General features: G+C 62.3%; 30 protein-coding genes. 16 read left to right on the top strand and 14 right to left on the bottom strand.

From position 1 onward, the window contains the following. Both HP547_RS04890 and HP547_RS04895 read right to left on the bottom strand, forming a co-directional pair. Positions 1 to 420, bottom strand: a 420-nt coding sequence (locus HP547_RS04890) for a DUF3833 family protein (RefSeq protein ID WP_172285639.1), incomplete at its 3' end; no start/stop codon positions are given. 2 nt (positions 421 to 422) lie between these two features. Further along, a complete protein-coding gene (locus HP547_RS04895; RefSeq protein WP_372242858.1) occupies positions 423 to 959 on the bottom strand; it encodes a chalcone isomerase family protein in 537 nt (178 codons plus the stop codon). Between the two features lie 432 nt (positions 960 to 1,391). Between HP547_RS04895 and HP547_RS04900 the strand changes: the two genes are divergently transcribed. Continuing rightward, positions 1,392 to 2,084, top strand: coding sequence for a DUF421 domain-containing protein (locus tag HP547_RS04900; RefSeq protein ID WP_172285640.1), 693 nt, complete (start codon positions 1,392 to 1,394; stop codon positions 2,082 to 2,084). Between the two features lie 8 nt (positions 2,085 to 2,092). Here the strand turns inward: HP547_RS04900 and cynR are convergent, their stop codons facing one another. Then, positions 2,093 to 2,983 (bottom strand): transcriptional regulator CynR, encoded by an 891-nt coding sequence (cynR, locus tag HP547_RS04905; RefSeq protein ID WP_172285641.1) that lies wholly within the window; start codon positions 2,981 to 2,983, stop codon positions 2,093 to 2,095. 110 nt (positions 2,984 to 3,093) lie between these two features. On the opposite strand from cynR, the gene HP547_RS04910 reads away from it, so the two are divergent. The 4 genes from HP547_RS04910 to HP547_RS04925 all read left to right on the top strand — a co-directional run bounded on the left by HP547_RS04910 (position 3,094) and on the right by HP547_RS04925 (position 5,877). Then, entirely contained in the window at positions 3,094 to 3,753 is a 660-nt protein-coding gene (locus HP547_RS04910; RefSeq protein WP_172232904.1) for a carbonic anhydrase, read from the top strand. A 29-nt stretch (positions 3,754 to 3,782) separates the two neighbouring features. After that, the gene (cynS, locus tag HP547_RS04915) at positions 3,783 to 4,253 is read left to right on the top strand and encodes a cyanase (RefSeq protein ID WP_172285642.1); all 471 of its coding nucleotides are present in this window, start codon (positions 3,783 to 3,785) and stop codon (positions 4,251 to 4,253) included. A gap of 111 nt (positions 4,254 to 4,364) precedes the next feature. Next, positions 4,365 to 4,619, top strand: coding sequence for a DUF2790 domain-containing protein (locus HP547_RS04920; RefSeq protein ID WP_172231383.1), 255 nt, complete (start codon positions 4,365 to 4,367; stop codon positions 4,617 to 4,619). 34 nt (positions 4,620 to 4,653) lie between these two features. Next, positions 4,654 to 5,877, top strand: a complete 1,224-nt coding sequence (locus tag HP547_RS04925) for an amidohydrolase family protein (protein WP_172285643.1) — start codon at positions 4,654 to 4,656, stop codon at positions 5,875 to 5,877. A 172-nt stretch (positions 5,878 to 6,049) separates the two neighbouring features. Here HP547_RS04925 and HP547_RS04930 read toward each other — a convergent pair whose 3' ends face one another. Beyond that, positions 6,050 to 7,600, bottom strand: coding sequence for a sensor histidine kinase (locus HP547_RS04930; protein ID WP_172231395.1), 1,551 nt, complete (start codon positions 7,598 to 7,600; stop codon positions 6,050 to 6,052). 182 nt (positions 7,601 to 7,782) lie between these two features. Between HP547_RS04930 and HP547_RS04935 the strand changes: the two genes are divergently transcribed. Further along, entirely contained in the window at positions 7,783 to 8,160 is a 378-nt protein-coding gene (locus HP547_RS04935) for a response regulator (protein WP_172285644.1), read from the top strand. A 7-nt stretch (positions 8,161 to 8,167) separates the two neighbouring features. Here HP547_RS04935 and HP547_RS04940 read toward each other — a convergent pair whose 3' ends face one another. Continuing rightward, entirely contained in the window at positions 8,168 to 9,511 is a 1,344-nt protein-coding gene (locus HP547_RS04940) for a sodium:proton antiporter (RefSeq protein WP_172285645.1), read from the bottom strand. Between the two features lie 174 nt (positions 9,512 to 9,685). Then, on the bottom strand, positions 9,686 to 9,871 hold the full coding sequence (locus tag HP547_RS04945) for a hypothetical protein (protein WP_172222015.1): 186 nt from the start codon (positions 9,869 to 9,871) through the stop codon (positions 9,686 to 9,688). A gap of 177 nt (positions 9,872 to 10,048) precedes the next feature. Here HP547_RS04945 and HP547_RS04950 point away from each other — a divergent pair, with 177 nt between their 5' ends. Then, positions 10,049 to 10,513 (top strand): Lrp/AsnC family transcriptional regulator, encoded by a 465-nt coding sequence (locus HP547_RS04950; RefSeq protein WP_172222012.1) that lies wholly within the window; start codon positions 10,049 to 10,051, stop codon positions 10,511 to 10,513. Positions 10,514 to 10,998: 485 nt separating this feature from the next. Then, complete coding sequence (locus HP547_RS04955) at positions 10,999 to 11,694, top strand: type 1 glutamine amidotransferase domain-containing protein (RefSeq protein ID WP_172222009.1); 696 nt, start codon at positions 10,999 to 11,001, stop codon at positions 11,692 to 11,694. A 94-nt stretch (positions 11,695 to 11,788) separates the two neighbouring features. Here the strand turns inward: HP547_RS04955 and HP547_RS04960 are convergent, their stop codons facing one another. The 4 genes from HP547_RS04960 to HP547_RS04975 all read right to left on the bottom strand — a co-directional run bounded on the left by HP547_RS04960 (position 11,789) and on the right by HP547_RS04975 (position 14,046). Next, positions 11,789 to 12,604, bottom strand: a complete 816-nt coding sequence (locus HP547_RS04960) for a DUF3618 domain-containing protein (protein ID WP_172222006.1) — start codon at positions 12,602 to 12,604, stop codon at positions 11,789 to 11,791. After that, entirely contained in the window at positions 12,601 to 13,029 is a 429-nt protein-coding gene (locus tag HP547_RS04965) for a phage holin family protein (RefSeq protein WP_172222003.1), read from the bottom strand. The genes HP547_RS04960 and HP547_RS04965 overlap by 4 nt, the downstream gene beginning before the upstream one ends. Next, on the bottom strand, positions 13,029 to 13,625 hold the full coding sequence (locus tag HP547_RS04970) for a hypothetical protein (protein WP_172285646.1): 597 nt from the start codon (positions 13,623 to 13,625) through the stop codon (positions 13,029 to 13,031). The genes HP547_RS04965 and HP547_RS04970 overlap by 1 nt, the downstream gene beginning before the upstream one ends. Before the next feature lie 169 nt (positions 13,626 to 13,794). Continuing rightward, positions 13,795 to 14,046, bottom strand: a complete 252-nt coding sequence (locus tag HP547_RS04975; protein WP_172221997.1) for a hypothetical protein — start codon at positions 14,044 to 14,046, stop codon at positions 13,795 to 13,797. A 250-nt stretch (positions 14,047 to 14,296) separates the two neighbouring features. Between HP547_RS04975 and HP547_RS04980 the strand changes: the two genes are divergently transcribed. The 3 genes from HP547_RS04980 to HP547_RS04990 all read left to right on the top strand — a co-directional run bounded on the left by HP547_RS04980 (position 14,297) and on the right by HP547_RS04990 (position 17,588). Beyond that, positions 14,297 to 15,106 carry an alpha/beta fold hydrolase gene (locus tag HP547_RS04980; RefSeq protein ID WP_172285647.1) on the top strand — a complete coding sequence of 270 codons (810 nt, stop codon included), beginning with the start codon at positions 14,297 to 14,299 and terminating at the stop codon, positions 15,104 to 15,106. Beyond that, the gene (locus HP547_RS04985) at positions 15,103 to 16,278 is read left to right on the top strand and encodes a PAS domain-containing sensor histidine kinase (protein WP_172285648.1); all 1,176 of its coding nucleotides are present in this window, start codon (positions 15,103 to 15,105) and stop codon (positions 16,276 to 16,278) included. Before HP547_RS04980 ends, HP547_RS04985 begins: the two co-directional genes overlap by 4 nt. Before the next feature lie 116 nt (positions 16,279 to 16,394). Continuing rightward, positions 16,395 to 17,588: a zinc-dependent alcohol dehydrogenase gene (locus tag HP547_RS04990; protein WP_172221991.1), complete on the top strand. Its 1,194-nt coding sequence runs from the start codon at positions 16,395 to 16,397 to the stop codon at positions 17,586 to 17,588. Positions 17,589 to 17,627: 39 nt separating this feature from the next. Here HP547_RS04990 and HP547_RS04995 read toward each other — a convergent pair whose 3' ends face one another. Both HP547_RS04995 and HP547_RS05000 read right to left on the bottom strand, forming a co-directional pair. Further along, entirely contained in the window at positions 17,628 to 19,667 is a 2,040-nt protein-coding gene (locus HP547_RS04995; protein ID WP_172221988.1) for a PAS domain-containing sensor histidine kinase, read from the bottom strand. Between the two features lie 146 nt (positions 19,668 to 19,813). Beyond that, a complete protein-coding gene (locus HP547_RS05000; RefSeq protein WP_172221985.1) occupies positions 19,814 to 20,110 on the bottom strand; it encodes a DUF6555 family protein in 297 nt (98 codons plus the stop codon). Between the two features lie 203 nt (positions 20,111 to 20,313). Here HP547_RS05000 and HP547_RS05005 point away from each other — a divergent pair, with 203 nt between their 5' ends. Together HP547_RS05005 and HP547_RS05010 are read left to right on the top strand one after the other, a co-directional pair. Continuing rightward, positions 20,314 to 20,778 (top strand): hemerythrin domain-containing protein, encoded by a 465-nt coding sequence (locus HP547_RS05005; RefSeq protein ID WP_172221982.1) that lies wholly within the window; start codon positions 20,314 to 20,316, stop codon positions 20,776 to 20,778. 213 nt (positions 20,779 to 20,991) lie between these two features. Next, the gene (locus tag HP547_RS05010; protein ID WP_172285649.1) at positions 20,992 to 22,116 is read left to right on the top strand and encodes a mechanosensitive ion channel family protein; all 1,125 of its coding nucleotides are present in this window, start codon (positions 20,992 to 20,994) and stop codon (positions 22,114 to 22,116) included. Positions 22,117 to 22,199: 83 nt separating this feature from the next. On the opposite strand, the gene xth is transcribed toward HP547_RS05010, so the two are convergent. Continuing rightward, a complete protein-coding gene (gene xth / locus HP547_RS05015) occupies positions 22,200 to 22,991 on the bottom strand; it encodes an exodeoxyribonuclease III (RefSeq protein ID WP_172285650.1) in 792 nt (263 codons plus the stop codon). Beyond that, positions 22,988 to 23,230 (bottom strand): hypothetical protein, encoded by a 243-nt coding sequence (locus tag HP547_RS05020; RefSeq protein ID WP_172221973.1) that lies wholly within the window; start codon positions 23,228 to 23,230, stop codon positions 22,988 to 22,990. The genes xth and HP547_RS05020 overlap by 4 nt, the downstream gene beginning before the upstream one ends. A 175-nt stretch (positions 23,231 to 23,405) precedes the next feature. Between HP547_RS05020 and HP547_RS05025 the strand changes: the two genes are divergently transcribed. The 3 genes from HP547_RS05025 (at position 23,406) to HP547_RS05035 (ending at position 25,280) form a co-directional block, all read left to right on the top strand. Continuing rightward, positions 23,406 to 23,933, top strand: a complete 528-nt coding sequence (locus HP547_RS05025; RefSeq protein ID WP_172285651.1) for a DUF3455 domain-containing protein — start codon at positions 23,406 to 23,408, stop codon at positions 23,931 to 23,933. A gap of 103 nt (positions 23,934 to 24,036) precedes the next feature. Beyond that, positions 24,037 to 24,585: a sigma-70 family RNA polymerase sigma factor gene (locus tag HP547_RS05030; RefSeq protein WP_172221967.1), complete on the top strand. Its 549-nt coding sequence runs from the start codon at positions 24,037 to 24,039 to the stop codon at positions 24,583 to 24,585. Beyond that, complete coding sequence (locus tag HP547_RS05035) at positions 24,582 to 25,280, top strand: anti-sigma factor domain-containing protein (RefSeq protein WP_172285652.1); 699 nt, start codon at positions 24,582 to 24,584, stop codon at positions 25,278 to 25,280. Before HP547_RS05030 ends, HP547_RS05035 begins: the two co-directional genes overlap by 4 nt. The last annotated feature ends 46 nt before the right edge of the window (positions 25,281 to 25,326 follow it).

The raw sequence follows: 25,326 nt of genomic DNA on the forward strand, positions 1-25,326 counted from the left end.
GTCCATGTCCACCTGCCAGTGCCGCCCGTCGACCGGGAGGTCCAGCTGGTAGCGCCAGCGCAGCGCGTTGCCCGCCATCTCGCCACGGGCTTCACCGATCACGTCGCCGGCAGTGCCACGCCAGTGCCCGGGCCGCTCCGGTGTCAACGTCCAGACCCGGCGCTGGCGTTCACCGTCGCTGTAGACGAAGCGCTCGTCGAGGATCAGCCGCTCGCCCTCGCGGTGGCTGGCAATGCACACGTGAAAACGCTTTGCCACCTCGCCGGAACGCTTCTGGAACATGCCCCAGGCCTGCACCGGCCGCGAGAAAAAGGCCGCCAGATCAAGCTTTGGTTGCTGGCTGGCGTAGTCCTCGACACTGACGTTGCCGCAGCTGCCAAGCAGCAGGCAGGTCAACAGCAGCACCATCTTGTTCTTCATAGTCAGGCTCCTGGGTCTGCGGCCTGGCCGAGCAGGCGCAGGCGTAGTTGAGGGTCGCGGGCGCGCGGGTCAAGCCAGATAGCGAAAAACGCCTTGCAGAAAACCGGGTCGCGCACCTCCCCCGTGAGCTTTCCATCCACGTAGAAACGGCAACCTGCACGGGGCAGGTACAAGCCGACGATGCGCATGCCGGGGTGCACATCCGGGAACGCCGCTTCCAGTGCCCTGGCCCCGTTGGCAAGTTGCGTTGGCGTCACGCTGCCGTCGTTCAGGCGGCGCATCTCTTTGACGCTGGCCTGTACAAGGTTGTCCCGTGACAATGCGCGGTGGTACAGCAACTCCAGGGCAAATGGCCGCCCCCAGTCCTGCCCATGACCGTCAGTCCACAGCCGCGCGGTGTAAACCCGAAAGCCGAACCAGGTGAAGTCGCCACGGCCCAGCACCTGGGCCGAAGGCAGCGCAGCGCGCCAGTCGCCTGCGAGCAGCGGTGCGGCAGCCAACAGCGCAAACAGGCCGGCCCAGCGGAGCATGCGCGGCATGGGATCCACCCTTCATTGAGAATACTTGTACAAGAATAGACGTTTGTAGAGTTATTCTCGGGCAACTGCACATTATCAAGCAGCGAGGGCGCGCCCGCTCCCACAGCGGTCACTGCATAAGCGGGTTTATCCCCTGCCCGCTCAAACCCAGGCAGGGTCTGAAAAGTGTTGGTCGATGGTGGCCAGGCCCAAATCTGACCCTGCGACCTTGGCGCTGCGCCCGTCAGATCAAGCCTTCGGCCTCAAGGGTCTTGTGCACCGCCGGACGGCTGGCGACGCGTTTCTGAAACGCTGCCACCGCTGGCCCCACCAAGACCCGGTTGCACGCAAGCTGCCCGTCGTCGCTGATCCAACAGCGGCGAACAGCTGGAACTCCGCAACGGTGAAAGGGTCGACCTGTACATCCAGGCTGGCAAATGACGGGAACAACCCATGGTCTCCTTCGACTTGCAACGGATGCTGTTGGGCGAACTTCCCCTGACCTTCCTCCTCGAAGTTGCCTGTCGTGTTCTTGCCGCCTTCCTCGCGGTTTTTCTCTTTTTGAAATCCAGCGGCCGTCGGGGCATCAAGCAACTGTCGCGCTTTGAACTCGTGGTCATTCTGACGCTGGGTTCTGCTGCAGGGGATGTAACCTTTTACGAAGATGTGCCGCTGTTGCCGGTGGCGTTGGTGTTCCTCACGCTGCTACTGCTGTATCGGGGCACTGTCTACCTCATGACACGCAGCAAGGCGTGCGAAGCGTGGATCGACGGTTTGCCGATCACGGTGGTCAAGGATGGCATGTACGAAATCCATTCCCTGCGCAACATGAACATCTCGTCGAACGAGTTGTTCATGGAGCTACGCCAGCAAGGCGTCGAGCATCTGGGCCAGGTTCGCCTTGGCCTGCTGGAAACAGATGGCGACCTGAGCCTGTACTTCTACGATGGCCAGGACACCCGAGCGGGGCTGTCAGTGCTTCCGGCCGAGCATCGGCCCGAATACGTCAAACTACCCGCTGCCGGGGTGTATTGCTGCGTAAGCTGTGGCTACCCGGTCTACCTCGATGCAGAGGGTTCTGTCGCGTGTACCCGGTGCGGGCATGACGTGTGGTCTCCGGCGCTGGAAACGCTGCGCGGCCGGTAGCAGGTGCTTCATCTGCTTTGCAGCTGGGCGGCGATATCTGTCGCCAGTTCGATAAAGGCCCGAGCGGCTGATGTCTGGTAGGCCCCCTTGCGCTGCATCAACACCGCAGTACGCTGCAGCCGCTGCGGGCCGAGCTCGAGGGCAAACAGGCCTTCGTGCGCACGTGCGATGGTGGCAGGCAACAACGTCGAGAGCGTCGTCCTGCGGACCACTTCGATGACAGCACCAATCACATTGGCCTCCATGCGCACACGTGGGGTAATGCCGTGCTGGCGGCAGTAGCGGTCGATCTGCTCGCGGGTGGCAAACTCCGCACTGAGCAGGATCAGCGATTCGCCGCTCAGGGCATCGGGGTCGATAGCATGCTGCCCCGCCAGCGGGTGGTTGCCCCCGACCACCAGGGCGAGCGCTTCTACCAGCAGCGGCAGGGTGTCGATGTCCTCCGCGTGCCCGTCATCGAACGCGATGCCCACATCAAGCTCGTCGGCCAGCAGCTGCGCCTGCATCTGTTCCTGGGCGATTTCCCGCAGGTTCAGCGTGATATTCGGATATCGGCTGTAGAACGCCTCGACCACCGGCCCGACCAGGTAGGTGGTGAACGTTGGGGTTATCGCAACCCTGAGTGAACCCCGGCTCAGATCGCCCACGTCATGGATCGCCCGCTTGCCTTCTTCCAGCTCCTGCGAGGCCCGGCGCGCATAGCGCAAATAGACTTCCCCGGCGTCCGTCAGGCGCGTGGTACGCCCCGATCGGTCAAATAGCTGCGCCCCGAGGCTTTCCTCCAGTTGCCGGACCTGCTGCGACAGGGCGGGTTGGGAGACGTGCAGCGCTGAAGCCGCCTTGGTGAAGCTGTGGTGTTGCGCCACCGCGAGGAAGTACTTGATGTGTCGAGCAAGCATGCCACTACCCATAAGATTATCCGATGAGCAGCATCATAATTGAGACTTTTACCTTATGTAAGCAGCGCCGTAACCTCTGCTCCATCGCATCGCGACCCAGAGGAATCACCATGAAAGACATCATCGACGGTTTTCTGAAGTTTCAACGCAACGCCTTTCCGGAACGCGCCAACCTGTTCAAGGGCCTGGCCAACCAGCAAAGCCCACGGGCGCTGTTCATCTCCTGCTCCGACAGCCGGCTGGTGCCGGAACTGGTCACGCAGCGCGAGCCGGGCGACCTGTTCGTCATTCGCAACGCCGGCAACATCGTGCCGCCCTACGGCCCTGAGCCAGGGGGCGTATCAGCCTCGGTCGAGTACGCCGTCGCTGCCCTGCAGGTCTCCGACATCGTGATCTGTGGGCACTCCGATTGCGGCGCCATGACCGCCATTGCCACCTGCAAGTGCCTGGATCACATGCCCGCAGTAGCCGGCTGGTTGCGCTACGCCGACTCGGCTCGGGTAGTGAATGAAGCACGTGAGCACAAGGACCATCACAGCCGTGTCGACGCCATGGTCCGCGAGAACGTGATCGCCCAGCTGGTCAACCTGCGCACCCACCCCTCGGTACGTTTGGCCCTTGAAGAGGGCCGCATCGCCCTGCATGGCTGGGTCTATGACATCGAGAGCGGCCGTATGGATGCGTTCGACATCAACACCGGCAAGTTCGCCCCGCTGGTGGATAACCCCGGTGCACGCGCCGCCCCGTATCAACTGAAGCAATCTGCCTGAACCCGTTTTTTACCCTAGGAGACAACACCATGATCCAGTCGCAAACCAGCCAACATTCGCGCCTTGCCCTGACCGAAGTCATTCTCTTGGCCAAAGCCCGCAAAGACCTGTCGTTCGCCCAGATCACCGAGGGCACCGGCCTCTCCGAAGCGTTCGTCACCGCAGCGCTGCTGGGCCAGCACCCACTGCCCAAGCCTGCCGCCAGCGTGGTGGGCGAAACACTCGGCCTGGATGCGGATGCCGTGGCACTGCTGCAGACCGTGCCGATGCGCGGCAGCATCGAGAACGGCGTGCCGACCGACCCCACCGTTTACCGTTTCTACGAGATGCTGCAAGTGTACGGCACCACGCTGAAGGCGCTGGTCCACGAGAAGTTCGGTGACGGCATCATCAGTGCCATCAACTTCAAGCTGGATATCAAGAAAGTCGAAGATCCGGAAGGCGGATCTCGCGCGGTGATTACCCTGGATGGCAAGTACCTGCCGACCAAGCCGTTCTAACGCCTCAAGTGTCCCGGCGTCTGCATACGGCGCCGGGCCATCAAGCGCCACTGTATCCCTGTCGATGCGAAAAGTGCCTGGCAGGACGAACACGTGAACAGGAATTTGAAAATGAAAGCTTTGTTGTTGGTAGTGCTCAGTAGCCTGTGCGCTGCGGCATCAGGCGCAGAACCGCTGCCCAGCGATGACGTGCAGGTGGAACAGTACAGCTACTCGCAAGCCCTGGATATCGCAAGAGTCATATCGATCAGCCAATTGCCCGAGGTTTGCGAGGTAGTGCCCGCACGCATGACCTACGAAGACTCCAATGGCCGCAGGCATATTCTCGAGTACCGGGCCATGGGCAATGGTTGCTCCAACGGTTGATCGTCAACAGGACTCAAGCTGAGGAGCACATGTAATGGATCTGATCTTTCGCAATGTCCGCATCACCGACGGACAGCCAACCATGGATGTCGCCATAGACAAGGGCAAGATCGCCTGCATTTCCCCAACCATCACCCTGCCTGCGAAGCAGGAAGTCCAGGGTAACGGAAATGTACTGATGCCGGCCTTCGTCGAAGGGCACCTGCATCTGGAAAAAGCCCATGTCATGCAGCGCAAGGCCAATCGCTCCGGCACCCTGAAGGAAGCGATAGCGGTCACGGCCGAACTCAAGCCCACGCTGACCCAGGAAGATATTTTCGAGCGCTCGACTCAAGTACTGCGGTCACTCGTGCAGGCCGGCACCACCCATGTACGCGCGCACGCCGAATTTGACCCGACGCAAGGCTTTACCGGGTTTGACGTTGTGCTGGAGCTGCGTAAAAAGTTTCGTGAAGTGATTGATATACAGGTCGTGGCCTTTCCCCAGGAAGGGATACTGAAGCTACCGGGCATGCAGCAGATGATGGTCACGGCCATGGAAAAAGGCGCCGATGTCGTCGGCGGCATCCCCTACAACGACAGTTCGCCGCACGAGCACATCGACCATGTGTTCAACCTTGCCAGGCAGTTCGGCAAGGATATTGATTTTCACCAGGATTTTGCCGATTCCGCAGATAACATGAGTATTGAATATCTCGCACGCAAAACCCTCAAGGAAGGCTACCAGGGCCGCGTCTGTGTAGGTCACCTGACCAGCCTGGGCGCCGTGGCACCGGAACGGCGGGCCGACATTATCAGCCTGATCCGCGATGCGGGAATCAGCGTGATGTGCTTGCCGGCCACCGACTTGCACCTCGGCGCCCGGGGCGACAGCCATAACGTGCGCCGCTCGCTTGCGCCGGTGCGTGCGTTGCGTGACGGCGGTGTGAATGTGTGCCTGGCCACGAACAATATACGCAACGCGTTCACCCCGTACGGCACAGGCGACTTGCTGAATATTGCCCAATTGGCGCTACCTGCCTGCCACCTGGGTGGAGCAGATGACCAGGCCACGGTACTCCCCATGCTCACGACCAACCCCGCAAAAGCCCTTGGGCTGAAAAACTATGGGCTGGCACCGGGCAATGACGCAGATCTGATACTCGTGGATACCCGGTCGGTCGCCGATGTCATCCTTGACCTGCCCGCCCGGCTAATGGTGCTCAAGCGGGGGAAAATAGTCGCAAGCTCGACTTGGCACCGTTCGATAGCTTTTTGATGGACGCATAAGAGATCCAGACATCGGAGGCAAGGCCTGTAGCAACCCTACTACCATACAGACGACAACCTCTGAGTGCCCGAGATGCCTGGATAACACGCATTCGGGTGCCCCCGATGGCAAATCGACCATCGAAACAGGCCGCTTTCAGCGCCAACCGACGGGTATCACCTCAAAGCTTGAAACGCACGTGGATACAGCTTTTGCCTTCATGCCGGTCCACGGTTACCGCTGCACTGCCATACCCCGAATAACTCTTCACCAGGCGCATGCCAAGGCCCGTGCCTGTCGGTTTCGGGTAGGTAGCTGGGAACCCCTCACCTTCGTCCATGACGGTCAGCAGCGCGTGATCGCCCGCGTGCTCTACGAGGACCTCGACGGTGCCCTTGCCATATTTCAACGCGTTGGTGATGAGTTCGGAAATCACCAGGCCCAGCGGAGCGATCCTCTCCGGGGGCAGGATAAAGTTGTCTGCTTGCAGCACGATCTTGCGCTCGGCCAGCGCTTTGCCCAGGTCAACCAGCAAGGCATGCAGATAGTCCGAGGCCAGCACCTGCTGTTCTTCGGCATTCTGGTACAGCCGCTCATGAACGCTGGCGATGGTAACCACGCGCCCTGCTGCCGTTTCCAGTTGCAGCCTCACCGCTTCATCGGTAGTCAGGTTGGCTTGCAGCAACAGCAGCGTGTTCACCAGGTGAAGGCTGTTCTTGACCCGATGGTGGATTTCCTCCAGGTAAAGCTCGCTTCTGCTTTGCCGGCTGTTCTGCACCTCGATCAACGACAGCAGTTCAGCCTCGTAACGGTGGCGCTCGGTGATGTCCCGCGACACCGCAATGAGTTTTTCGATCTCGCCATCCGCGCCCACAATCGGCGCCACCGTCACATCCCACCATTTCGGCTCATCTGGTGCAGTCGGACCGTACGCCTCGAACCGTGCGGTATCGCCGGTTGCCACTTTGGCCAGGGCTTCCGACACCAACGGTCTTGACGCCTCAGGCCAGAGATCGGGCCAACGCTGGCCTTGCACGTCTGCCGTTGAGGCGAGGTGCAGGAACGTCAGGCCGGCCTCGTTCATGAACTCGATCTCGCCACTGGCCGAGAGAATCTTCACGCAGTCGGGACTTGCGTTGAGTATGGTCTCCGAATAGGGGTCGGGCCGCGGCGCCTCGACGCCAGCCGTTATGCGTTCGACCGCCATGGAGATGACGTTGGATATGCCTTCCAGGAATACCAGGTCGCTCTCGACGAAGTCGTCGCCATTGCTGCTGTCCGCCTCAAGTACGCCAAAGGGACTGAGTGCGCCGCGGATCGGAACGTTGATGGCGCGCTCGATCCCGTATTTCTTCAACAGCTCAGGAGTGCGAAAGCGGTCTTCCATGCCCAGATGGTTGGACAGTACCGGCCGGTAAGTGGCCAGTGCATATCCCGCCGGGCTGGCCACGTCCCAGCCGACCGTGGCACGCCCTATGTCGGATTGGTCCCAGCCCACGCCGTGCGACAACACAAATGCTTCGCCGTCCGGCAGCGGCTGCAGCACCTTCGCGAAGCGAGTCTTCATGCCTTCGGCCACCACCACGCACGCTTGGGTCAGCAACGCGTCGAGGTCCGCAGCCTTGAGGGACATCACGGCGAAGTCGACCACCAGTTCATGTTGGCGGTGGAGCCGCTCATGCGACCGTTTCAAAGCCGCGCGGATCGTTTCGTCCGGTGGAAGCTGCTGCATAGTCTTTTCGTCCAGATATTCATTGGCACCCGTTGTGCCCTTGACGCGCCAATCAAAGCGCTTCGCTTCTCGCCCAGCAACGATAGCTGTTTTCAAGGCTCACGCGTATACCGCCACTCATCGGGCAGGGGCAACGATGAAATATGCGCGTGCCCTAACGCTTATGAGAAGCGGGTAATCCTATGCGCGGCCACATCCTGATAGTAGAAGACGACGATCTGCTCAGAGACCTCACTGCCGAGAGCCTCACGTCACTGTACGCCCAGCAGGTCACAGTCTGCGCAAATGCAGACGAGGCGTTATGTTTGTTGTCAGAGGGCCTGCATGCCGCACTGGTTTTTACCGATATCCACATGCCTGGCGCGCTGGACGGTCTGGATCTGGCACGGGAGATCTGGACAAGATGGCCGGAAGTGCCCGTGATATTGACCTCGGGCCACGCCGTTGTGCCAGTGAATGCGCTCCCGGCAAATGCAGCGTTCCTGCCCAAGCCATGGACCATTGCAGACCTTGCACAGCTGATCAGCAAATTGCTCCCTGATCGAGACCGCTTGGGTTGATCCAGGCCTATTCATCTTTTGGGTTGCTCGACTTGTAACGCGCAAGAATCGGCTGCACCGTCAACCCATGCACAAGGATGCTGAGCGCCACGGCGGACAACACCAGGTTGGTAACCTGGGGCGCCGCTGCGGGTAGCAGCCCATGGTTGATCGCGTAGAACAAGTAGTAGAAGCTGCCTATTCCGCGAATCCCGAACCACCCCAGCAGCCCGCGCTGCGCCAGGCTTGCACCCGTGCGCCATGGCACCAGCATGACGGCTGCCGGGCGAATGATCAAAAACAGCGCCCCGGCGACGATCAACGCCCGCCAGTCCCAGTGCTCCAGCAATACCACGCCTAGCAGGGTAACCAGGAACACTTCCATCGCCCGCTCGACCAGGCTGCCGAAGGCAAGCATGTCCCCCAGCATGATCCCTGCAGCAATTTGCGAATCTTCCAGTGCCTGCACGTCACCCTTGACGGCATGCTCGGGTGCGACGTGCTGATGGCCAACCACGGGCTGAACCAGATGCTCTGCCGGTTCGTTTGGCGTTGCAGACGAATGCACTTCTGCTTGCCGTAGCCCCAGGCCCGCTGCAAAAACCGCCAGGAATCCATACCCGTGGATGATCTCCGACACCACATAGGCCAGGGCAATAAGGGCGAGCGCCAGGTAATCGTTTGGCGAAACCGTACTGTCTTCATGCTGGATTCGCAGGTACAAGGTCAGTTTGCCCAAGCCCCGGCCCATCCAGTACCCGCATGCGATGCCAGCCACGACAGCCCAGGCGACATCCTTGATCAGCCAGCCGCCCAGCCATTGCGCAGGGTCTGTTGCCTGCATCAGTAGCAGGCCGAGGATGACAAACGGGAATGCCACCCCATCGTTGAGCCCCGCTTCCCCCGAAAGGCTGAACCGGACAGGGTCGTAATCCTGGGCATCAGCGACTTGCACAAGTGTCGCAAGTACCGGATCGGTGGGGGCGAGAATGGCGCCGACCAGCACCGACATGCCCCAGCCGAGGTGCAGGCCGAAATGGGCGACCAGGCTGACCCCGACGATACAGATGACCATGACCGGGCCAGCCAGGAAAAACGCTGTCCACCATCTGCGGCTGCGCAATGGCAGGCGCAGTTTGAGCCCGCTTACGAATAGCGAGAACAACACTGCCACTTCCGTCAGGTGCTCCATCCAGCCGCTGGCCTGGGCGATGTCCAGGTGCAGAAGGCTCACGCCGGACGGGCCCAGGCCGATGCCCAGGGCCAGACAGACGACAGACGTCGTGACGGGTATCCAGCGCAGGTACGAAGAAGACAGCGCGAGCAGGAGCAGTACCGCACCGAGCATGGCGAACCATACGATGAACGTCATCTGGGCGACCGTCCTGGGGGGAGTATTTGTATGTTTGTTCGACGCTCTCTGGGGGGTGGCGTTCCGTCGGGAATGGGGGTAACGAGGATTGCATCAGCGCTGACAGGCGCGACAAATGCTGCGGCAAGCCCCTATAAGCCCTGACGCGCCCCCAACGCATCCAGCACCCGCCTCTCACCTCAATTCATAAGGGCTGCCCATCAAAGTAGTACCGCGCTCCCGAAGCCCTTCCATGGCAGTAATCCGGGCAATCTCCACACCCTGACGCACAATCACCACCTCGGTCCCATAAATAACCTGTTCAAGAATGAACTCGAGGCTGGTTTGTGCTTCCGGCATTTCGTACTTGACCTGTTGCATGGCATTTCCTTTTGAAGCCCGGTCGACGCGGCCACGTGCATTGCATAGCTGGCCGTGCCCTGACCTGTCGTGGTTTCGGGAGTGACGTTTATTGTCTATGCCATCTCGCAAAAAGTGCTTTCGAATCGTTCGGGATTGCGCCTAGAATTCAGCAATATTTTTCGAGAAACACAGAATATGCAAAAAAATAACCTGGATGACATGGACCGCAGGATTCTTCAGGTGCTGAGCCGCGATGGCCGTGCCAGCCTGCAGGAAATCGGCAAGCAGGTCGGCCTGTCGTCAAGCCCGTGCTGGCAACGCATAAAACGAATGGAAGAAGCCGGCATCATCCAGGGCTACCAGGCACGTATCGACATGGCCGGGCTCGGCTATGGCGAGGGCTTGATCGTGATGGTGACCCTGGACCAGCACGGTGACGAAGTGCTGCACAAGTTCGAGAAGGCGCTAGCGGAAATACCCGAGGTGATCGAGGCGTACCTGGTGTCGGGTGAATACGATTACTTCCTGCGCCTGGCAGTACGCGATACGCGTGACTACGAGCGCCTGCTGCGAGAGAAGCTCTACAAGATCCCGGGCTTGCGCCATTCGGTATCGTGCTTTGTCCTGCGCCAGCTCAAGGCGGCCAGCGTGCCGGTGTGAAGAAGCAGGCTGCCGAAGAGGACGACTGGCGCCCGCGGCTCAAATCGCCAATATGGCCTGGGACTGGTCAATTGAGGGTATCGATCCCTGGTCAGACCGGGTTGCCAGCCACTGGCGCATACGCTCGGTATCGAAAATCTGCCCCTCTTCCATCATCACCAGGATGAGCGCTTGAGACATTCGGTAACATCCGCACCGGGAACAGCGCCGCTCTTCCCAACCACTGGGGCATTCGACAGTTTCAGCCTGTCCCGCGCAAATCAGACAACTCATGCAGCCCCCTTTATTCTTTTCGGTGGAGGGTGGGTGGGAAGTGACCGGCAGGGTATGCCTGTCGCAGCACATACAGCTATTTCCGTGCCAACTCCTGATTGATTTTCGCGAGCACGCCAAAATCGGCATGGAACGGTTGCGGCGCGCTGCCCTCCGACAATAATGCAGGGCGCGTCGCGCACTGCCCATTCACATCCAGAGGACAGCCTTGCATGAAAAAGATCCTGATGGTGCTCACGTCTCACGATCAACTGGGTAATACCGGCAAGAAAACCGGCTTCTGGCTGGAAGAATTCGCCGCCCCCTATTACGTGTTCATCGACGCCAACGCCGATGTCACACTCGCGTCCCCCAAAGGCGGCCAGCCGCCACTGGACCCTAAAAGCGATGAAGCCGATGCCCAGACCGATGCTACCCGGCGCTTCGCCAGCGATACCGAAGGGCAGATGGCCCTGGCCGACACCGTACCACTGGGGGAAATCGACCCGTACGACTTCGATGCCGTGTTCTATCCAGGAGGTCATGGGCCATTGTGGGACCTGGCAGAGGACAACGACTCCAAAGCCTTGCTGGAGGCGTTCTATGCCTCCAACAAGCCGATCGCCGCGGTATGCCACGCGCCGGGCGTGTTCAAGCACGTCAAGGCGCCGGACGGCCACCCGGTGGTCAAAGGCAAGCGGGTAACCGGCTTTGCCAACAGTGAAGAAGACGCTGTCGGGCTGACCGACGTGGTGCCCTTCCTGGTGGAAGACATGCTCAAGGACCATGGTGGTGAATATTCCAAGGCCGCAGACTGGGCGAGTCATGTGGTCGAGGATGGCCACCTGATCACCGGCCAGAACCCTGCCTCCTCTGAAGCGGTAGCTCAGGCGCTGCTGAAGCGCTTGTCGCAGGAAACAGGCGCCTGACCCATTTGCCCGGCGTGCCCATGGGCTGATAACAGCCATGTCGGCCGGCCCCTTCGCCGCATGCGAAGAGGCCGGCAGCTCAGTCGCTGTCGAGTCACGGGGTAAAACCCAACCCCGAGGAAAGGTCGCTACCTTCACGCACGCCGCCCGCGCCAACCGCCTGGCTCGGTGGCTTGTCGGTGGCCTGATGAAGCGATTGCTCGACCGACGCCTTCACCTCGCCGCCCTTGGCCTTGAGCGTGTCCGTCAAGCGGTCACTGGTGCTGCCCATGAGCTGGTCTTCCTTTCGGGTGCCGGGTAGGGCCGCGCCCAGCGCCGCTCCCAGGGCAATGCCCAGCGCCGCCAACACCAGCGGCTGCTCTTCAAGCAAGTGTTCGAACTGGCCTTTCAGCGCAGTCGCCTGGTCCCCGACCTTGTGCGCGGAACTGCGCAGTGTATCGGCAGACTCACCCATCGACTCACGGGCGCCATGGCCAAGCTCACTGGCCCGGTCGCGCGCGTCATGCGCCTTCATGCGCACCTTCTGGCCGGCATCGTGCACCGCCTCCCCAGCATGGGCGAAGGCGTCTTTGACCGAGTCGACCGCCTCCCCCAGCTTTTCACCAAGACCTGGCCCGTGATGGGCCGGCCCTGGGTTGAAAGGCCGGTTCTGATTGAGCCCCAGCCAAGCCAGACCCAACACCGTGAGGGTCGCCGGGACCGGATTGTTCTTGAGGGTGAGGCCCAGGTTGTGACAGAACTCGCCGCCGTTGCCCTTGGCATAGGCCAGCACCTTGTCGACCAGCTGGCCAGGGCTCAAGCGCTGCTCCAGCGCGTCAACCAGGTCACTGATGTGCTCGCGCTTGGCGTTGATTTCCTGTTCGAGCAGGTCAGGGTCCTTGTGCGCTTCGTGTTCGAAGGAGGTGGTCATGGCAGTTTCCTCTTCAGCGTTTCCTTGTCCTGTTGCATGGCGTGCAAGGCACGATCAGGAGCAAGGTGGGTGGGCTGGAACTGTTTCTTGCCCGCCTGCAGCATGATGAAACCGATCACCACCGTGACGGCCCCCACGATCAGGGCAGCCAGCCAGGGCTGCAACACCAGCGCCAGGGCATACACGGCGGCCAGCAGCAGGATGACAAAACCCGCCAGCACCACGATCGCGCCAGCCGCCACTGCCGCTGTACCGGCTTTCAGCGCGTTCAGGTTTTGCTGCAGTTCGGCCTTGGCCAGGGCCAGTTCCTTGGTGAAAAGGTCGGGCACCTCACGCATCAACTGGCGCACCAAGCCACCCACACCCACTGGGTCTTCTTCCGGTGTATGCAGCCCTGGGGTGGTATGAAAGGGATCTTTGTTCATCATTCGCCTCCTTTGAGCGGGTCACGCTCGAACGGGCTGCCGCTGACGGGCGTGCCGGCACCCGGCCCTATCGGGTCGACGGGGGTAAAGGGCTCGCGAGTAGATACATCGCTCGCCCGATCCGGCGTGGGTGGCAGAGGATGCCGAGACTCGCTGGCACCCGCAGCCGCTACGCCGGCGCCCTGGGCGTGGTCGGCACTGGCGCGCAAGAAGCGCGAGACGGCAAAGCCGATCGCCACGCTTGCGGTCAGGAACACCGCCGGGTTATCCCGCGCCAGCCTGACCCCACGCTGCAGCAGGCTTTCGGCGCTCTCATGGCGAACTTGCTCGGCAAAACTGCCCATGCAGTCTGCCGCCTGGGCCAGGTACTGCGAAAGGCCGAGACTGTCGTGGCCTTCCAGCGCTTGGGCGGCCGAGCGGGCGCCTTCCTTCAGCGAATCAAGCTGGTCGGCGGCATTGTCGCGGTAGTGCTCGTATTGCTCGCTGCCCTTTTGCCGGGCTTCGCCAAGCAGTGCGCCGGCTTCATCGGTGATGGCGTGCAGGTGGTCCTGAGTGCTGTCGGGGGGAGAGGTAGAGCTTTGATCGGTGTTTTCCATGGTTGCGTCCTCAAAGCAGCTGACGGGCGAATGCTGGTTACAGAGGCATTCATTCGGGGGACGCGGCCCAGTCGACGGTAGTTCACTCCCGTGGATCTATGACAGTTGCCCGGCGCGCCAATCACCCCGTAACCGCATAGCCTTCGCGCAACCAGTTGTTGCACAGCCTTCAGCGGCGAGGGTAATCAGCGCCAGCGATGGCCTTGAGGTACCAGCGGTCAGCCAGCCGACGCAGGTCACGCCATTCGCGCCAGTCCACCAGGCCCAGGCGGTCCATCTCGTCAGCCTGGCGCAACAGCTCTTCGTGGTAGGTGCTGGGGCAGGCACAGCGCAGGGCACGGTCATCAAGCGTGCAGAACCAACGGTTGATGGCCTCGAGCCTGTGCTGTTCGGGGGTGAGCTGTTCAGTGAACGCATTCATGCCAGGCTGCCTGTGCTCGTTTTTCAAATCGAGCGAAACGCCTGGCGAATGGTTCACTCCGCCCGCCCGAGCGGCGCAGTGCTCCCACGCAAGCCAGCGTGGCGCCTGGCAGGTGTTCATGGTTGGCCTATTCTGACCAGCAACGCCGCACAAACCTTGGCAGGTAACAACCCACTAGCTTGCTAGCCGCCCTGGAACATGGGCACTATCGCCCATTCTGTCATGGACGCTGCTGAGCTCTGGAACCCGCATGAACTTGCCTTCGCGTAACAATGTACATGTTGCTGGCAGCGGCAATGCAACCCTTGTGTTTTCCCACGGTTTTGGCTGCGACCAATCCATGTGGCAGTTTTTGCTGCCTCACTTCCAGGGCCGGTTCCGGCTGGTCACCTATGACCTGGTCGGCGCCGGGCGATCGGACCTGGCGGCCTATGACCGCGAGCAATATGACTCGCTGTGTCGCTACGCCGAAGACCTGAACGAAATCATCACGGCATTTGCCGAGGGCCCGGTAATACTGGTCGGGCACTCAGTCAGCGCAATGATTGGCGCCTTGGCAGACCGCCAGCAGCCAGGGCGCATCGCAGCGCATGTCATGGTCGGCCCGTCGCCCTGTTACATCGACGCGGACGACTACACCGGCGGGTTCAAGGAAGCCGACATCCACGCCCTGCTCGACACCCTCGACAGCAACTACCTGGGCTGGTCGAGCGCCATGGCTCCGGTAATCATGGGCGCCCCGGGGCAGCCTGCGCTGAGCGAGGAACTGACCAACAGCTTCTGTCGCACCGACCCGGATATCGCCAGGCAATTTGCCCGGGTCACCTTCCTGTCGGACAACCGCCAGGACATCCACGGCCTGCCGACCCCGGTGCTGATCCTGCAGTCCACCGACGACCTGATCGCGCCGATGGCGGTGGGCGAATATCTGCAGGGCGTGCTGCCCAACAGCCGGCTGTGCCTGATCGAGAATATCGGCCATTGCCCGCACATGAGTGCCCCTGCCGCCTGCTCGGAAGCGATGGATGCTTTTCTGCAGCCCTGGGCGGCTGGCCAATGACCGCTGGCGGCGGCTTGCCTGGTGTCGATGAGCTGTACGAGGGTGCGCCATGCGGCTTGGTGATCACCAGCGAAGCGGGCACCATCCTGCGTGCCAACCAGACCTTCTGCGACGCGTTGGGCCGTGCCCCGGCAAGCTTGCTTCAACACAGGTTCCAGGACCTGCTGACCATGGGCGGGCGTATCTACCACCAGACCCACTGGGCGCCGCTGATGAAGATGCAAGGTGCAGTGGCGGAAGTGAAACTCGACTTGCTGCACCAGGACGGCCGCATCATCACCATGCTGCTGAACGGCGTGCGGCGCGAACATCCTGAAGGCGTGTTCTACCAACTGGCCTTGTCTGGCACCCACGAGCGTGACCGCTACGAGCGTGAGCTGCTTGCCGCGCGGCGCCGCGCCGAGGCGTTGCTGGCCCAGGCTACAGCCGCCGAGGTCGCCCTGCAGCAGGCCAAGGCCGAACTGGCCGACGCCTACCAGAGCGCCCAGCGGCGGGCGGCCTTTGCCGAGCAGACCGTAGCAATTGCCAGCCACGACCTGAAAAACCCGCTGACCGCGATCAAGATGGCCGCGCAGCTGCTTGCACAGAGCGAACAGCGGGACAGGGAGCGGCGCCTGCTTGGCAGCATCGGCCACTCCTGCGAACGCGCCGAGGGCATGATCGCCGATTTGCTCGACTTCGCCTCGGTAAGGCTCGGCCAGGGCATCACCATCCGCAGCCGCCCCGCCGACCTGAAAAACACGGTGGAGCAGACAATCAGCGAATTGCGCTTGGCCTTTGCCCACGCCCGCATCCGTCACCTTTCCCGCGGGTACGGCCAGATAGACATCGACCCGGACCGGCTGCAGCAGATGATCGGCAACCTGGTGGCAAACAGTGTTGCCTACGGCGACATGACTCACCCGGTCACCATCACCACCGACCTGGCAGGTGACGCGGCAGTGATTGCCGTGCACAACCACGGCACATGCATACCCGAGGCCCTGATCCCGAGCCTGTTCGAACCGATGACCCGCGCCACCGACCAGGACGCCACGGTGCGCTCGGTCGGGCTAGGGTTGTTCATCGTCAGGGAACTGGCCGAAGCCCACGGCGGCGAAATCACCCTCAGCTCGAATACGGTGTCCGGGACCACCTTCAGCATTCGCCTGCCGGCTGGCCGGGCAAGCTGAAGGCTGCGAACCTGGCTGCAGCAACCGGTTACCTGCTTCAGGTGCAGTTCACCTCAACGTTTTCCTGCCTGTTGGCTAACCTGCATATAACAACCGCCCTAGCAGGAGTTGAACGCATGAGAGCACTGACTTACCACGGCGCACAGGACGTCAGGGTCGACACCGTGCCGGACCCGAGCATCAAGGCCGATGACGATGTCATCCTGCGCGTTACCGCCACGGCCATCTGCGGCTCGGACCTGCACCTGTACCACGGCAGGATCCCGCAAACCGAGCCAGGCGACATTTTTGGCCACGAGTTCATGGGCATCGTCGAGGAAAGAGGGCCCGCGGTGACCAACCTGCAGGTCGGGGACCGCGTGGTGATCCCGTTCGTGATCGCCTGCGGCAGTTGCTTCTTCTGCCAGCATGACCTGTTTGCCGCTTGTGAAACCACCAACACCGATCGCGGCGCCATCCCCAGCAAGAAGGTCGTCCCCCCGGGGGCAGCATTGTTCGGCTACAGCCACTTGTACGGCGGCGTACCGGGCGGTCAGGCCGATTACGTGCGGGTGCCCAAGGCCAATTTCGGGCCATTCAAGGTGCCGACCGCCCTGCCCGATGACAAGGTGCTGTTCCTCTCCGACATCCTGCCTACCGCCTGGCAGGCGGTAACCAACGCCCAGGTCGGCAAGGGCTCCACCCTGGCCATCTATGGCGCCGGTCCGGTAGGGCTGCTGAGCGCCGCCTGCGCGCGCATGCTCGGCGCCCAGACCATCTTCATGATCGATAACAACGAATACCGGCTGGCCTTCGCCCGGGATGCCTACGGGGTGATCCCCATCAACTTCCTGGAAGACGACGACCCGGCCGACAGCATCATCCGCCTCACCCCCGGGATGCGCGGGGTGGACGCGGTGATTGATGCGGTAGGTTTCGAAGCCAAGGGCAGCACGGCAGAGAGCGTGCTGACCAGCCTGAAGATCGAGGGCAGCAACGGCAAGGCCCTGCGCCAGAGCCTGGTCGCGGTGCGCCGCGGCGGCGTGGTCAGCGTGCCGGGCGTGTATGCCGGCTACATTCATGGCTTCATGTTTGGCGACGCGTTCGACAAGGGCCTGACATTCAAGATGGGCCAGACACACGTGCAGAAGTACCTGCCCGAGCTGCTCGAGCATATCGAGGCCGGGCGTTTGCAACCGGAGCTGATCGTCACCCATCGCCTGGCGCTGGAGGAAGCCGCCATGGGCTACAAGATGTTCGACCAGAAGAAAGATAATTGCCGCAAGGTGATCCTGGTGCCCGGGGCAACTGCGGGCACATTTGCGGGCTGAGCCTGCACCGGGGCGCGGCCATGCGCAAGCGCCCAGGCCTCATTGGGCGTGCCGTGGCAAGCTGTTGAGGCTGCCGATCAAGGCATCAAGCGTGAACGGCTTGGTCAATACGGCAGCCCCCTGCCCCGGCCAATTCTCATGTGCCGGCTGCGGCTGTGCATAGCCGGTCATGAACAACACCGGCAACCCTGGCCGGGCAATACGCCCGGCTTCGGCCATCTTGCGGCCATCAACGCCGCCGGGCAGGCCGATATCGGTTATCAGCAGGTCGATTCGGGTGTCCGAACGCAGCAGTTGCAGGCCGGCGAGGCTGTCGGCCGCTTCGATGACCACGTACCCAAGGCCACTGAGGACTTCGCTGACATACATACGTACCGAGCCCTCGTCATCCACCACCAGCACCGTTTCACCCGGCGAGGCTGGGTAGGCGCACGCCGACGCCTGCGGCTCGGGCACTGCCTGGGCGGCACCGCCATGGCCTGGCAGCTGCAGGTACACGCGCGTGCCGTGCCCTGGGGTAGACTCGATCCGTACCTGCCCGCCGGACTGCTTGGCAAAGCCGTATACCATCGACAACCCGAGCCCCGTGCCAGCCCCCACCGGTTTGGTGGTGAAGAACGGTTCGAAGGCTTTGGCCAAGGTTGCCGGGTCCATGCCGGAGCCCTCATCGGCCACGCAAATGGTCAGGTAATCACCTGGGAGGACATCAGGATCGGTGCCGGTTTCGACATGCTGGTCGCATGTCTGTATGCAGATCCGACCCGCCTCACCGACGGCGTCACGCGCATTGATGCACAGGTTGAGCAAGGCGTTTTCCAGTTGTGCCGGGTCGACCAGACAGGTACTCAGGGTGGCTGACAGGTTCACATCAAGCACCACCGCTGGCCCAACGGTACGCCGTATCAGCTCTTCCATGCCGGTGATCAACCCATGCACATCGGTTTGCACCGGGATCAACGTCTGCCGCCTGGCAAATGCCAGCAGCCGATGGGTCAATGCCGCCGCTTTGCGGGTGGCGCCGTAGGCGACCGTCAGGTAACGCTCGACGTCCTCGGCACGGCCCTGCCTGAGCCGCGCACGGATCAGGTCGAGGCTGCCGGCGATACCTGCCAGCAGGTTGTTGAAATCATGTGCGATGCCACCGGTCAGCTGGCCGACCGCTTCCATTTTCTGCGCTTGGCGCAGTGCAGCCTGGGCCTCTTCACGCTCGGCCACGGCTTCGCAGATACGCGCTTCCAGCGTGCGGTTGAGTTCCAGTAGCTGGGCTTCTGCCAGCTTGCGGGCGGTGACGTCGATGGACGAGCCGATCAGCCCGATCACCTCGCCACCGTCGCTGAGCAGTGGCGCCTTGACCGACAGCCAGTGGGTCACCGAGCCATCGGGCATGTCTACCCGCTCCTCGACCTGCACCGACGTGCCCCCAGCCATCACCTGCTGGTCGGTAGCCATCACCTGCCGGGCCTGCTGCTTGTCCTCCAGGAACTCCAGGTCAGTCTTGCCCAGGTAGTATTCCGGTGGCTTGCCGATCAGCTGCGTCGCGCCATGGTTGGCCACCAGCATTCGCCCCTGCCGGTCCTTGGCGTATACCACCCCGGGCACCGCCGCCGTGAAGCTACGCAACATCGCCGATACCCGGTCACGCTCGGCCTCAGCCTCCCGGCGCGAGCCGATGTCCATCAGCACACCAGGGAAGCGCACGGCCCTGCCCTGCTCATCCAGCTCGGCCCGGCCGTTGGCCTCTACCCAGTGGTAGCAGCCATCGTCCTGGCGCACCCGGTATTCACAGCGAAAAGCTCCCCCACGCGCCATGGCGGCCTCGATGGCGCTGGCCACCTGCTGGCGGTCATCCGGATGAATGGAGCCGAATGCTTCTGCCAGCGGCATGCCGGCCAGGCACCTTTCTACCGGCAAACCGAATGAACGGGAAAAACGCTCGTCGGCTGTCACGCGATCATTGGGGATGTCCCACACCCAAGTGCCAATGATCGCACCCGCGTCCAGCGCCAGCTGCAGCCGCTCTGCTGTTTGCGCAGCGCACGCCTGGCCACTGGCGGTGCCGTCAGGGGTATCGCGTTCCATGGGTTGACCTCGAGCATCGGAAAAAGGCGCGGCCCGCGCAACCGGACCCTCGGCCTACACGATACATGATGAAGGGCAGGCAAATGGCGGGAAAGGTGCTCGCGCGGCGCTTCGGGGTCGATCAGCTTGCGTCCACCCAGCAACGCTCAGGACTTGTCGCCGTTACCAACGGCAAACTTCTTCATGTCCACGGGCGGCGCAACAAACTCCGGCCCTTGGCCTGACGGCCGCCACCTTACATTGGAAATGCCATAACGCTCAGCCATGGGCCGGCTGACTTTCTTGATCTTGTGCTGACCAAAACGAGGGATGATCCCCACCCCGGCGTCACAACTCGCCCAGTGCCATGCCTCGGTGTTGTCCATGCGCTCCATGCGAATGATGAATGTCCTGAATTCTCCGTGAAGCTCGTATTCGATCACATACAGTTGCTGCCCTGCCATTGGACTCTCCTCCATCAAACCCTGGCTAATTGAGCCGGCAGAGCGAGAAAAGATTCCATTTATTTTGACCCCTCAGTCACTGCTGCACCCGCCGCGCGCAGGCAAGCGAACCGGCGCCAGCCATCACTGGCGCGGAACCTTGCCGACAGGCCCCCACTCAACCTCTTGCAACCGTGATTTTTCCCAGCCGCGAGAGGTTACCCATGAACGCTATCGAATTGCTGATTCAGGACCATCACCTGGTTAAAAAGCTGTTGGAGGAACTGTCCTCCACCACTGAGCGCGCCGTAAAAAAACGCGCCGAACTGCTGGAGCGGATCAAGCAGGAAGTCTCCATCCATACCCGGCTTGAAGAGGACATCCTCTACCCCGCCATCAAACAGGCCGGGGGCAAGGAAGAGGCGAAGATGTATTACGAGGCCAAGGAAGAGCACCGTACCGTCGACTCGCTGGTGCTGCCTGACCTGGAAGGCACTGAAACCGGCACCGTGGAGTTCGCCGGCCGGGTCAAGGTGATGAAGGAGCTGCTGGAACACCATATCGAGGAAGAAGAAAGCGAGCTGTTCCCGACCGCTCGCAAGTTGTTGGGCAAGCAGGAACTCGAAGACATGGGCCAGGCCATGGAAGCACAGAAGAAGCTGCTCAAGGGCGAGCAGCGCGCTGCCTGATACCTGCCCGGTCCTTCACCCGGGCCTGTTGCGTTGCAGCATGCCCGGCGTGCAGAAATCCGATCGAACTACCTCCCCCCGGCCCGGCCCAACCCGTGTAGGCGCAGCTTTAGCCGCAGACACAGGCAAGCCGGGCCCATCCGCAAGTCACTGTGTCGCGGCCTGCCCGCCCCTACCGTCACCGCTAATTCCCGCAGGAGGAGGCAACCCCTCATGAGTGATCGTCTCATCGCAATGTTCACCGACAACACCCTGTTCGGTATCTCCATTCTCAACCTGTTTCTGGCCCTGACCGTTTCCGTCGTGACCTTTTTGGTGGCCCGTGCAGCCATCAGCTTCGTGCAGCGGCGGGTCAGGCGCTGGTCCGAACACGACGGTGTGTTAAGCCAGGTGTTGGCCAAAGTGCTCGCCGGCACCAGCAACTTCCTGCTGTTTCTGGCCTCGCTATTGGTGGGGTTGAGCATGCTCGACCTGCCCGAGCGCTGGCTGACGCGGGTGGGTAGCCTGTGGTTCGTGGTCGCGGCCCTGCAGATCGGGCTGTGGGCCAACCGCGCCATCGGCCTGGGCCTGAGCCGGTATTTTGCGCGCCATGGCGGCGACGGCCTGAACCAGGGCAGCGCACTGGCCACCCTGTCCGCCTGGGGCGCGAGGGTGCTGCTGTGGTCGGTGGTGGTGCTGGCCATGCTGTCCAACCTGGGCGTCAACATCACCGCCTTCGTCGCCAGCCTCGGGGTAGGTGGTATCGCCGTTGCGCTGGCGGTGCAGAACATCCTTGGCGACCTGTTCGCTTCGCTGTCGATCGCCGTCGACAAACCGTTCGAGGTCGGCGACTTCATCGTCATCGGGCCGTTGGCCGGCACCGTCGAGCACGTCGGCCTGAAGACCACGCGCATCCGCAGCCTGGGCGGCGAGCAGATCGTCATGGCCAACGCCAGCATGATCGGCAGCACCATCCAGAACTACAAACGCCTGCATGAACGGCGCATCGTGTTCGAGTTCGGCCTGTCCTACGACACCCCCACCGAAGCGGTGAAGAAAGCCCCCGGCATAGTCGAGGAGGCGATCAAGGCCCAGGACCAGGTACGCTTCGACCGCGCCCATTTGCGCGGTTTTGGCAAGGAAGCGCTGGAGTTCGAATGTGTGTATATCGTCAAGGACCCTGGCTACAACCTGTACATGGACATCCAGCAGGCCATCAACTTCCGGCTGCTTGAGCGGTTTGGCAAAGTCGGCGCCAAGTTTGCGGTGCCGGTGCGGGCGATCAAGGTTACCGCCCTGCCGCAGGACACCGGGCTGCATGCGCAGGGGCGCGACGGGCTGGGGTTGCGGGGGGCTTGAATAGCGTGGGGCTGGCAGGTGCTCGCTGCATATCTTGCGGCAAGCACCTATAACCCCTGATGCAACTCGCCAGATCACCTCCCTTACCGACGCCGGGCACCCAGCTCGACCCACACCGGCGCATGATCACTGGCCTTCACCTCATTGCGCACCCAAGCATCGACCCCGGCCCGCTTCAGATACGGTGCAAGGTCGGGGTTGAGCAGCAGGTGATCGATACGCAACCCGGCGTTGCGCGCCCAGTGGTTACGGAAATAATCCCAAAAGGTGTAAACACGCTCGTCCGGGTGCAGATGCCGAAGGGCATCGACCCAGCCCTGCTCCAGCAGCTGTTCGAAACACCCACGCGACTCTGGCTGCAAAAGCGCGTCCTTCAACCAGGAACGTGGGTTGTAGATGTCCATGTCGGTGGGCACCACATTGAAATCGCCTGCCAGCAGCGTCGGGTGACCGTTACCGTACAACCCCCGCGCATGCTCGATAAGGGCGTGAAACCAGCGCAGCTTGTAATCGAACTTCGGCCCAGGCTGCGGGTTGCCGTTGGGCAGGTAAAGGCAGGCCACCAGCACCCCGTGAACCGCGGCCTCCAGGTAGCGGCTCTGGCTATCATCTTCCATGCCTGGCAGGCCGCGCCGGACCTCCAGGGGTTCGCTGTCACGCGCCAGGATGGCCACACCGTTCCACGAAGGCTGGCCGTGATACAAACAACCGTAACCGGCCGCCTCCAGTGCCTGCTGCGGAAACTGCGGGTCCGCGGCCTTTAGCTCCTGCAAGCAAGCGATATCAGGCTTCTCCCGCTCCAGCCAGGCCAGCAGGGCAGGCAGCCGGCTGCGGATACCATTGATGTTGAAAGTGGCAATCTTGAGCGCTTTCATGCGTCCGGGTCGCTTACGTGCGCCTGCACGGCATCTTCGACTGCGCCCAAATGCGCCTCGTCGGCCAGCGCCTTTAGCGCCAGCCAGTCGTCCCACTCGATGGCACCATCGTCACGCAGGGCTTCTGCGGTGCGGAGCAGCTCATGGTGGTAGGCATCCGGTGATTCGCGCCGGTAGCTGATGTCGTCGTACTGGGCATACCAGGCTTCAAGCTCAGGGATGCTGCGTTCAATACTCATGACCAAGGCCTCACTGTACCCTTTCATGTGAGAGGCCCATCATCGGCTGACGTTCAACTGCAACGCCTCGGTAGCGATTCATCTGCGACCAGTGCATCCAATTTGCCTGCTGGCGGGTATTGGTAGTGGGCGGCCTGTGCTCGCCCAGCCAAATGACCTTTCAGGAGCATTGCCCATGAACGCCAGAACCCGCGCCTGCCTGCTAGCCTGCAGCCTCGCCATGGCAGCGCCAGCCGCCCTCGCCCAAGCCACGTTGCCCGATGCCGTCAAGGTGCCCGATGGCCATCGCGTCATGCTGGAAACCATCGGCGTCGGCGAAATCACCTATGAGTGCCGTGACAAGGCCAGCACCCCCGGCCAGACCGAATGGGCATTCGTCGGCCCCAAAGCGGTGCTGAACGACCGGGCTGGCAAAGCGCTGGGCGAATACTTCGGCCCACCCGCCACCTGGCAAGCCAAGGATGGCTCGAAAGTCACCGGCACCCAGTTGGCGGTAGCCCCGGCCGGCACCAGTGCCCTGCCCTATCAGCTGGTCAAGGCCACCCCGGCCGAAGGCCAGGGTGCCATGCAAGGTGTCAGCTATATCCAGCGCCTGGCCACTCAAGGTGGCGTGGCCCCGGCCAGTGGTTGCACCGCGCAGGACAAGGGCACACGGCAACAAGTCAAGTACCAGGCCGACTATGTGTTCTGGACGGCGAAATGAAGGCCGCTTGAGCAGACACCTGGCAATCGATCATCTACGCTCGTTGGCAAGCCCCCGGCCGGATGGCCGGGGTACCTGGCATGACTCAAGGAAGCCGCACTCGTTGAACTCGCCTGCAGTCCCTTTCGACTTCCAACGCTGCCTGCAGGCCTGTGCGCAGGGCGATCGCCCCGCCTTGCAGGCGCTTTATGATCACGAAGGCGCACGTCTGCTGGGCGTTGCCCGGCGCATCGTGCAGGATGACGCCACGGCCGAAGACATCGTCCACGATGCGTTCATCCGTATCTGGACCCGCGCCGCCAGTTTCGACCCGGCCCGCGGCTCGGCGCGGGGCTGGATCTACAGCATCACCCGCCATCTGGCGCTGAATTCGATCCGTGCTAGCCGCAGGGAAACCGAGTTTGACGACGTCGAGGTTGATGCTGCGCTGGCAATGCGCGGTGGGCTGGATGGGATGGACCTCTGGTCAGGCTCGGCAAAGATCTACCGCTGCCTCGAGCAATTACAGCCCGCGCCGCAGCGCTGCATCCTGCATGCCTATGTGGATGGCTGCAGCCACGCCGAGATCGCCAGCCTGCTGGGCGCGCCGCTGGGCACCGTCAAGGCGTGGATCAAGCGCAGCCTCAAGGCGTTGCGGGAGTGCCTGGAATGAAGCCCGATGCTATCGAAGCACTGCACGCCCTTGCCGGGGAGTATGTGCTGGGAACCTTGCCACCCGAGCAACATGCCGCCATAGCCGAGCGCCTGAGCGCAGACCCCGCCTTGCGCGCCGCCGTGGATGCCTGGGAAGCCCGCCTGCTGCCGCTGACCGAGCTGGCCACCGCGCAGCCGCCGAGTGCGCGCCTGTGGGGCCGTATCCAGCGCAGTCTCGATGAGCTGCCTGCACCCGCCAGGGCATCGCAGCTCGGCTGGTGGCAACGTCTTGGCCTGTGGCAAGGCCTAAGCGCCGCCGGCTTGGCTGCAAGCCTGCTACTGGCGTTTACCTTGCTGACCACCCCGGCCCCCACAACCCGTTACCTGGTGGTACTGGTGGCGCCAAGCAGCCAGGCCCCTGGCTGGGTCGTGCAGGCCAGCGACAGCCGGGTGATCGAGCTGATCCCGCTGGGGCGCGATGCGGTCCCAGAGGGCATGGCCTTACAGTTCTGGACCAAGGGTGAACAGTGGCAGGCGCCTGTTTCTCTGGGCCTGGTCAAACCGGGCGAGCCCTACCGCGTGCCGCTGCAGAGCCTGCCCCCGCTGGAGGCCAACCAGCTGTTCGAGCTGACCCTGGAGAAGGCTGGCGGCTCGCCTTCAGGCCTGCCTACCGGCCCGGTGAAGTTCATTGGTCGCGCAGTAAAAGTGATATGACCCAGTGGCTCCCTGGCTAGCTCTGCGCTTCACGGTAGCCAGGTTC

The sequence above is a fragment of the Pseudomonas sp. CM27 genome, from assembly GCF_013179515.1.
GTDB lineage: Bacteria > Pseudomonadota > Gammaproteobacteria > Pseudomonadales > Pseudomonadaceae > Aquipseudomonas.

Excerpts from the sequence above, each read along its gene's own strand:
- HP547_RS04895 (WP_372242858.1), bottom strand. The coding sequence starts at position 959 with ATGCCGCGCATGCTCCGCTGGGCCGGCCTGTTTGCGCTGTTGGCTGCC.
- HP547_RS04900 (WP_172285640.1), top strand. The coding sequence starts at position 1,392 with ATGGTCTCCTTCGACTTGCAACGGATGCTGTTGGGCGAACTTCCCCTG.
- cynR (WP_172285641.1), bottom strand. The coding sequence starts at position 2,983 with ATGCTTGCTCGACACATCAAGTACTTCCTCGCGGTGGCGCAACACCAC.
- HP547_RS04910 (WP_172232904.1), top strand. The coding sequence starts at position 3,094 with ATGAAAGACATCATCGACGGTTTTCTGAAGTTTCAACGCAACGCCTTT.
- cynS (WP_172285642.1), top strand. The coding sequence starts at position 3,783 with ATGATCCAGTCGCAAACCAGCCAACATTCGCGCCTTGCCCTGACCGAA.
- HP547_RS04920 (WP_172231383.1), top strand. The coding sequence starts at position 4,365 with ATGAAAGCTTTGTTGTTGGTAGTGCTCAGTAGCCTGTGCGCTGCGGCA.
- HP547_RS04925 (WP_172285643.1), top strand. The coding sequence starts at position 4,654 with ATGGATCTGATCTTTCGCAATGTCCGCATCACCGACGGACAGCCAACC.
- HP547_RS04930 (WP_172231395.1), bottom strand. The coding sequence starts at position 7,600 with ATGCAGCAGCTTCCACCGGACGAAACGATCCGCGCGGCTTTGAAACGG.
- HP547_RS04935 (WP_172285644.1), top strand. The coding sequence starts at position 7,783 with ATGCGCGGCCACATCCTGATAGTAGAAGACGACGATCTGCTCAGAGAC.
- HP547_RS04940 (WP_172285645.1), bottom strand. The coding sequence starts at position 9,511 with ATGACGTTCATCGTATGGTTCGCCATGCTCGGTGCGGTACTGCTCCTG.
- HP547_RS04945 (WP_172222015.1), bottom strand. The coding sequence starts at position 9,871 with ATGCAACAGGTCAAGTACGAAATGCCGGAAGCACAAACCAGCCTCGAG.
- HP547_RS04950 (WP_172222012.1), top strand. The coding sequence starts at position 10,049 with ATGCAAAAAAATAACCTGGATGACATGGACCGCAGGATTCTTCAGGTG.
- HP547_RS04955 (WP_172222009.1), top strand. The coding sequence starts at position 10,999 with ATGAAAAAGATCCTGATGGTGCTCACGTCTCACGATCAACTGGGTAAT.
- HP547_RS04960 (WP_172222006.1), bottom strand. The coding sequence starts at position 12,604 with ATGACCACCTCCTTCGAACACGAAGCGCACAAGGACCCTGACCTGCTC.
- HP547_RS04965 (WP_172222003.1), bottom strand. The coding sequence starts at position 13,029 with ATGAACAAAGATCCCTTTCATACCACCCCAGGGCTGCATACACCGGAA.
- HP547_RS04970 (WP_172285646.1), bottom strand. The coding sequence starts at position 13,625 with ATGGAAAACACCGATCAAAGCTCTACCTCTCCCCCCGACAGCACTCAG.
- HP547_RS04975 (WP_172221997.1), bottom strand. The coding sequence starts at position 14,046 with ATGAATGCGTTCACTGAACAGCTCACCCCCGAACAGCACAGGCTCGAG.
- HP547_RS04980 (WP_172285647.1), top strand. The coding sequence starts at position 14,297 with ATGAACTTGCCTTCGCGTAACAATGTACATGTTGCTGGCAGCGGCAAT.
- HP547_RS04985 (WP_172285648.1), top strand. The coding sequence starts at position 15,103 with ATGACCGCTGGCGGCGGCTTGCCTGGTGTCGATGAGCTGTACGAGGGT.
- HP547_RS04990 (WP_172221991.1), top strand. The coding sequence starts at position 16,395 with ATGAGAGCACTGACTTACCACGGCGCACAGGACGTCAGGGTCGACACC.
- HP547_RS04995 (WP_172221988.1), bottom strand. The coding sequence starts at position 19,667 with ATGGAACGCGATACCCCTGACGGCACCGCCAGTGGCCAGGCGTGCGCT.
- HP547_RS05000 (WP_172221985.1), bottom strand. The coding sequence starts at position 20,110 with ATGGCAGGGCAGCAACTGTATGTGATCGAATACGAGCTTCACGGAGAA.
- HP547_RS05005 (WP_172221982.1), top strand. The coding sequence starts at position 20,314 with ATGAACGCTATCGAATTGCTGATTCAGGACCATCACCTGGTTAAAAAG.
- HP547_RS05010 (WP_172285649.1), top strand. The coding sequence starts at position 20,992 with ATGAGTGATCGTCTCATCGCAATGTTCACCGACAACACCCTGTTCGGT.
- xth (WP_172285650.1), bottom strand. The coding sequence starts at position 22,991 with ATGAAAGCGCTCAAGATTGCCACTTTCAACATCAATGGTATCCGCAGC.
- HP547_RS05020 (WP_172221973.1), bottom strand. The coding sequence starts at position 23,230 with ATGAGTATTGAACGCAGCATCCCTGAGCTTGAAGCCTGGTATGCCCAG.
- HP547_RS05025 (WP_172285651.1), top strand. The coding sequence starts at position 23,406 with ATGAACGCCAGAACCCGCGCCTGCCTGCTAGCCTGCAGCCTCGCCATG.
- HP547_RS05035 (WP_172285652.1), top strand. The coding sequence starts at position 24,582 with ATGAAGCCCGATGCTATCGAAGCACTGCACGCCCTTGCCGGGGAGTAT.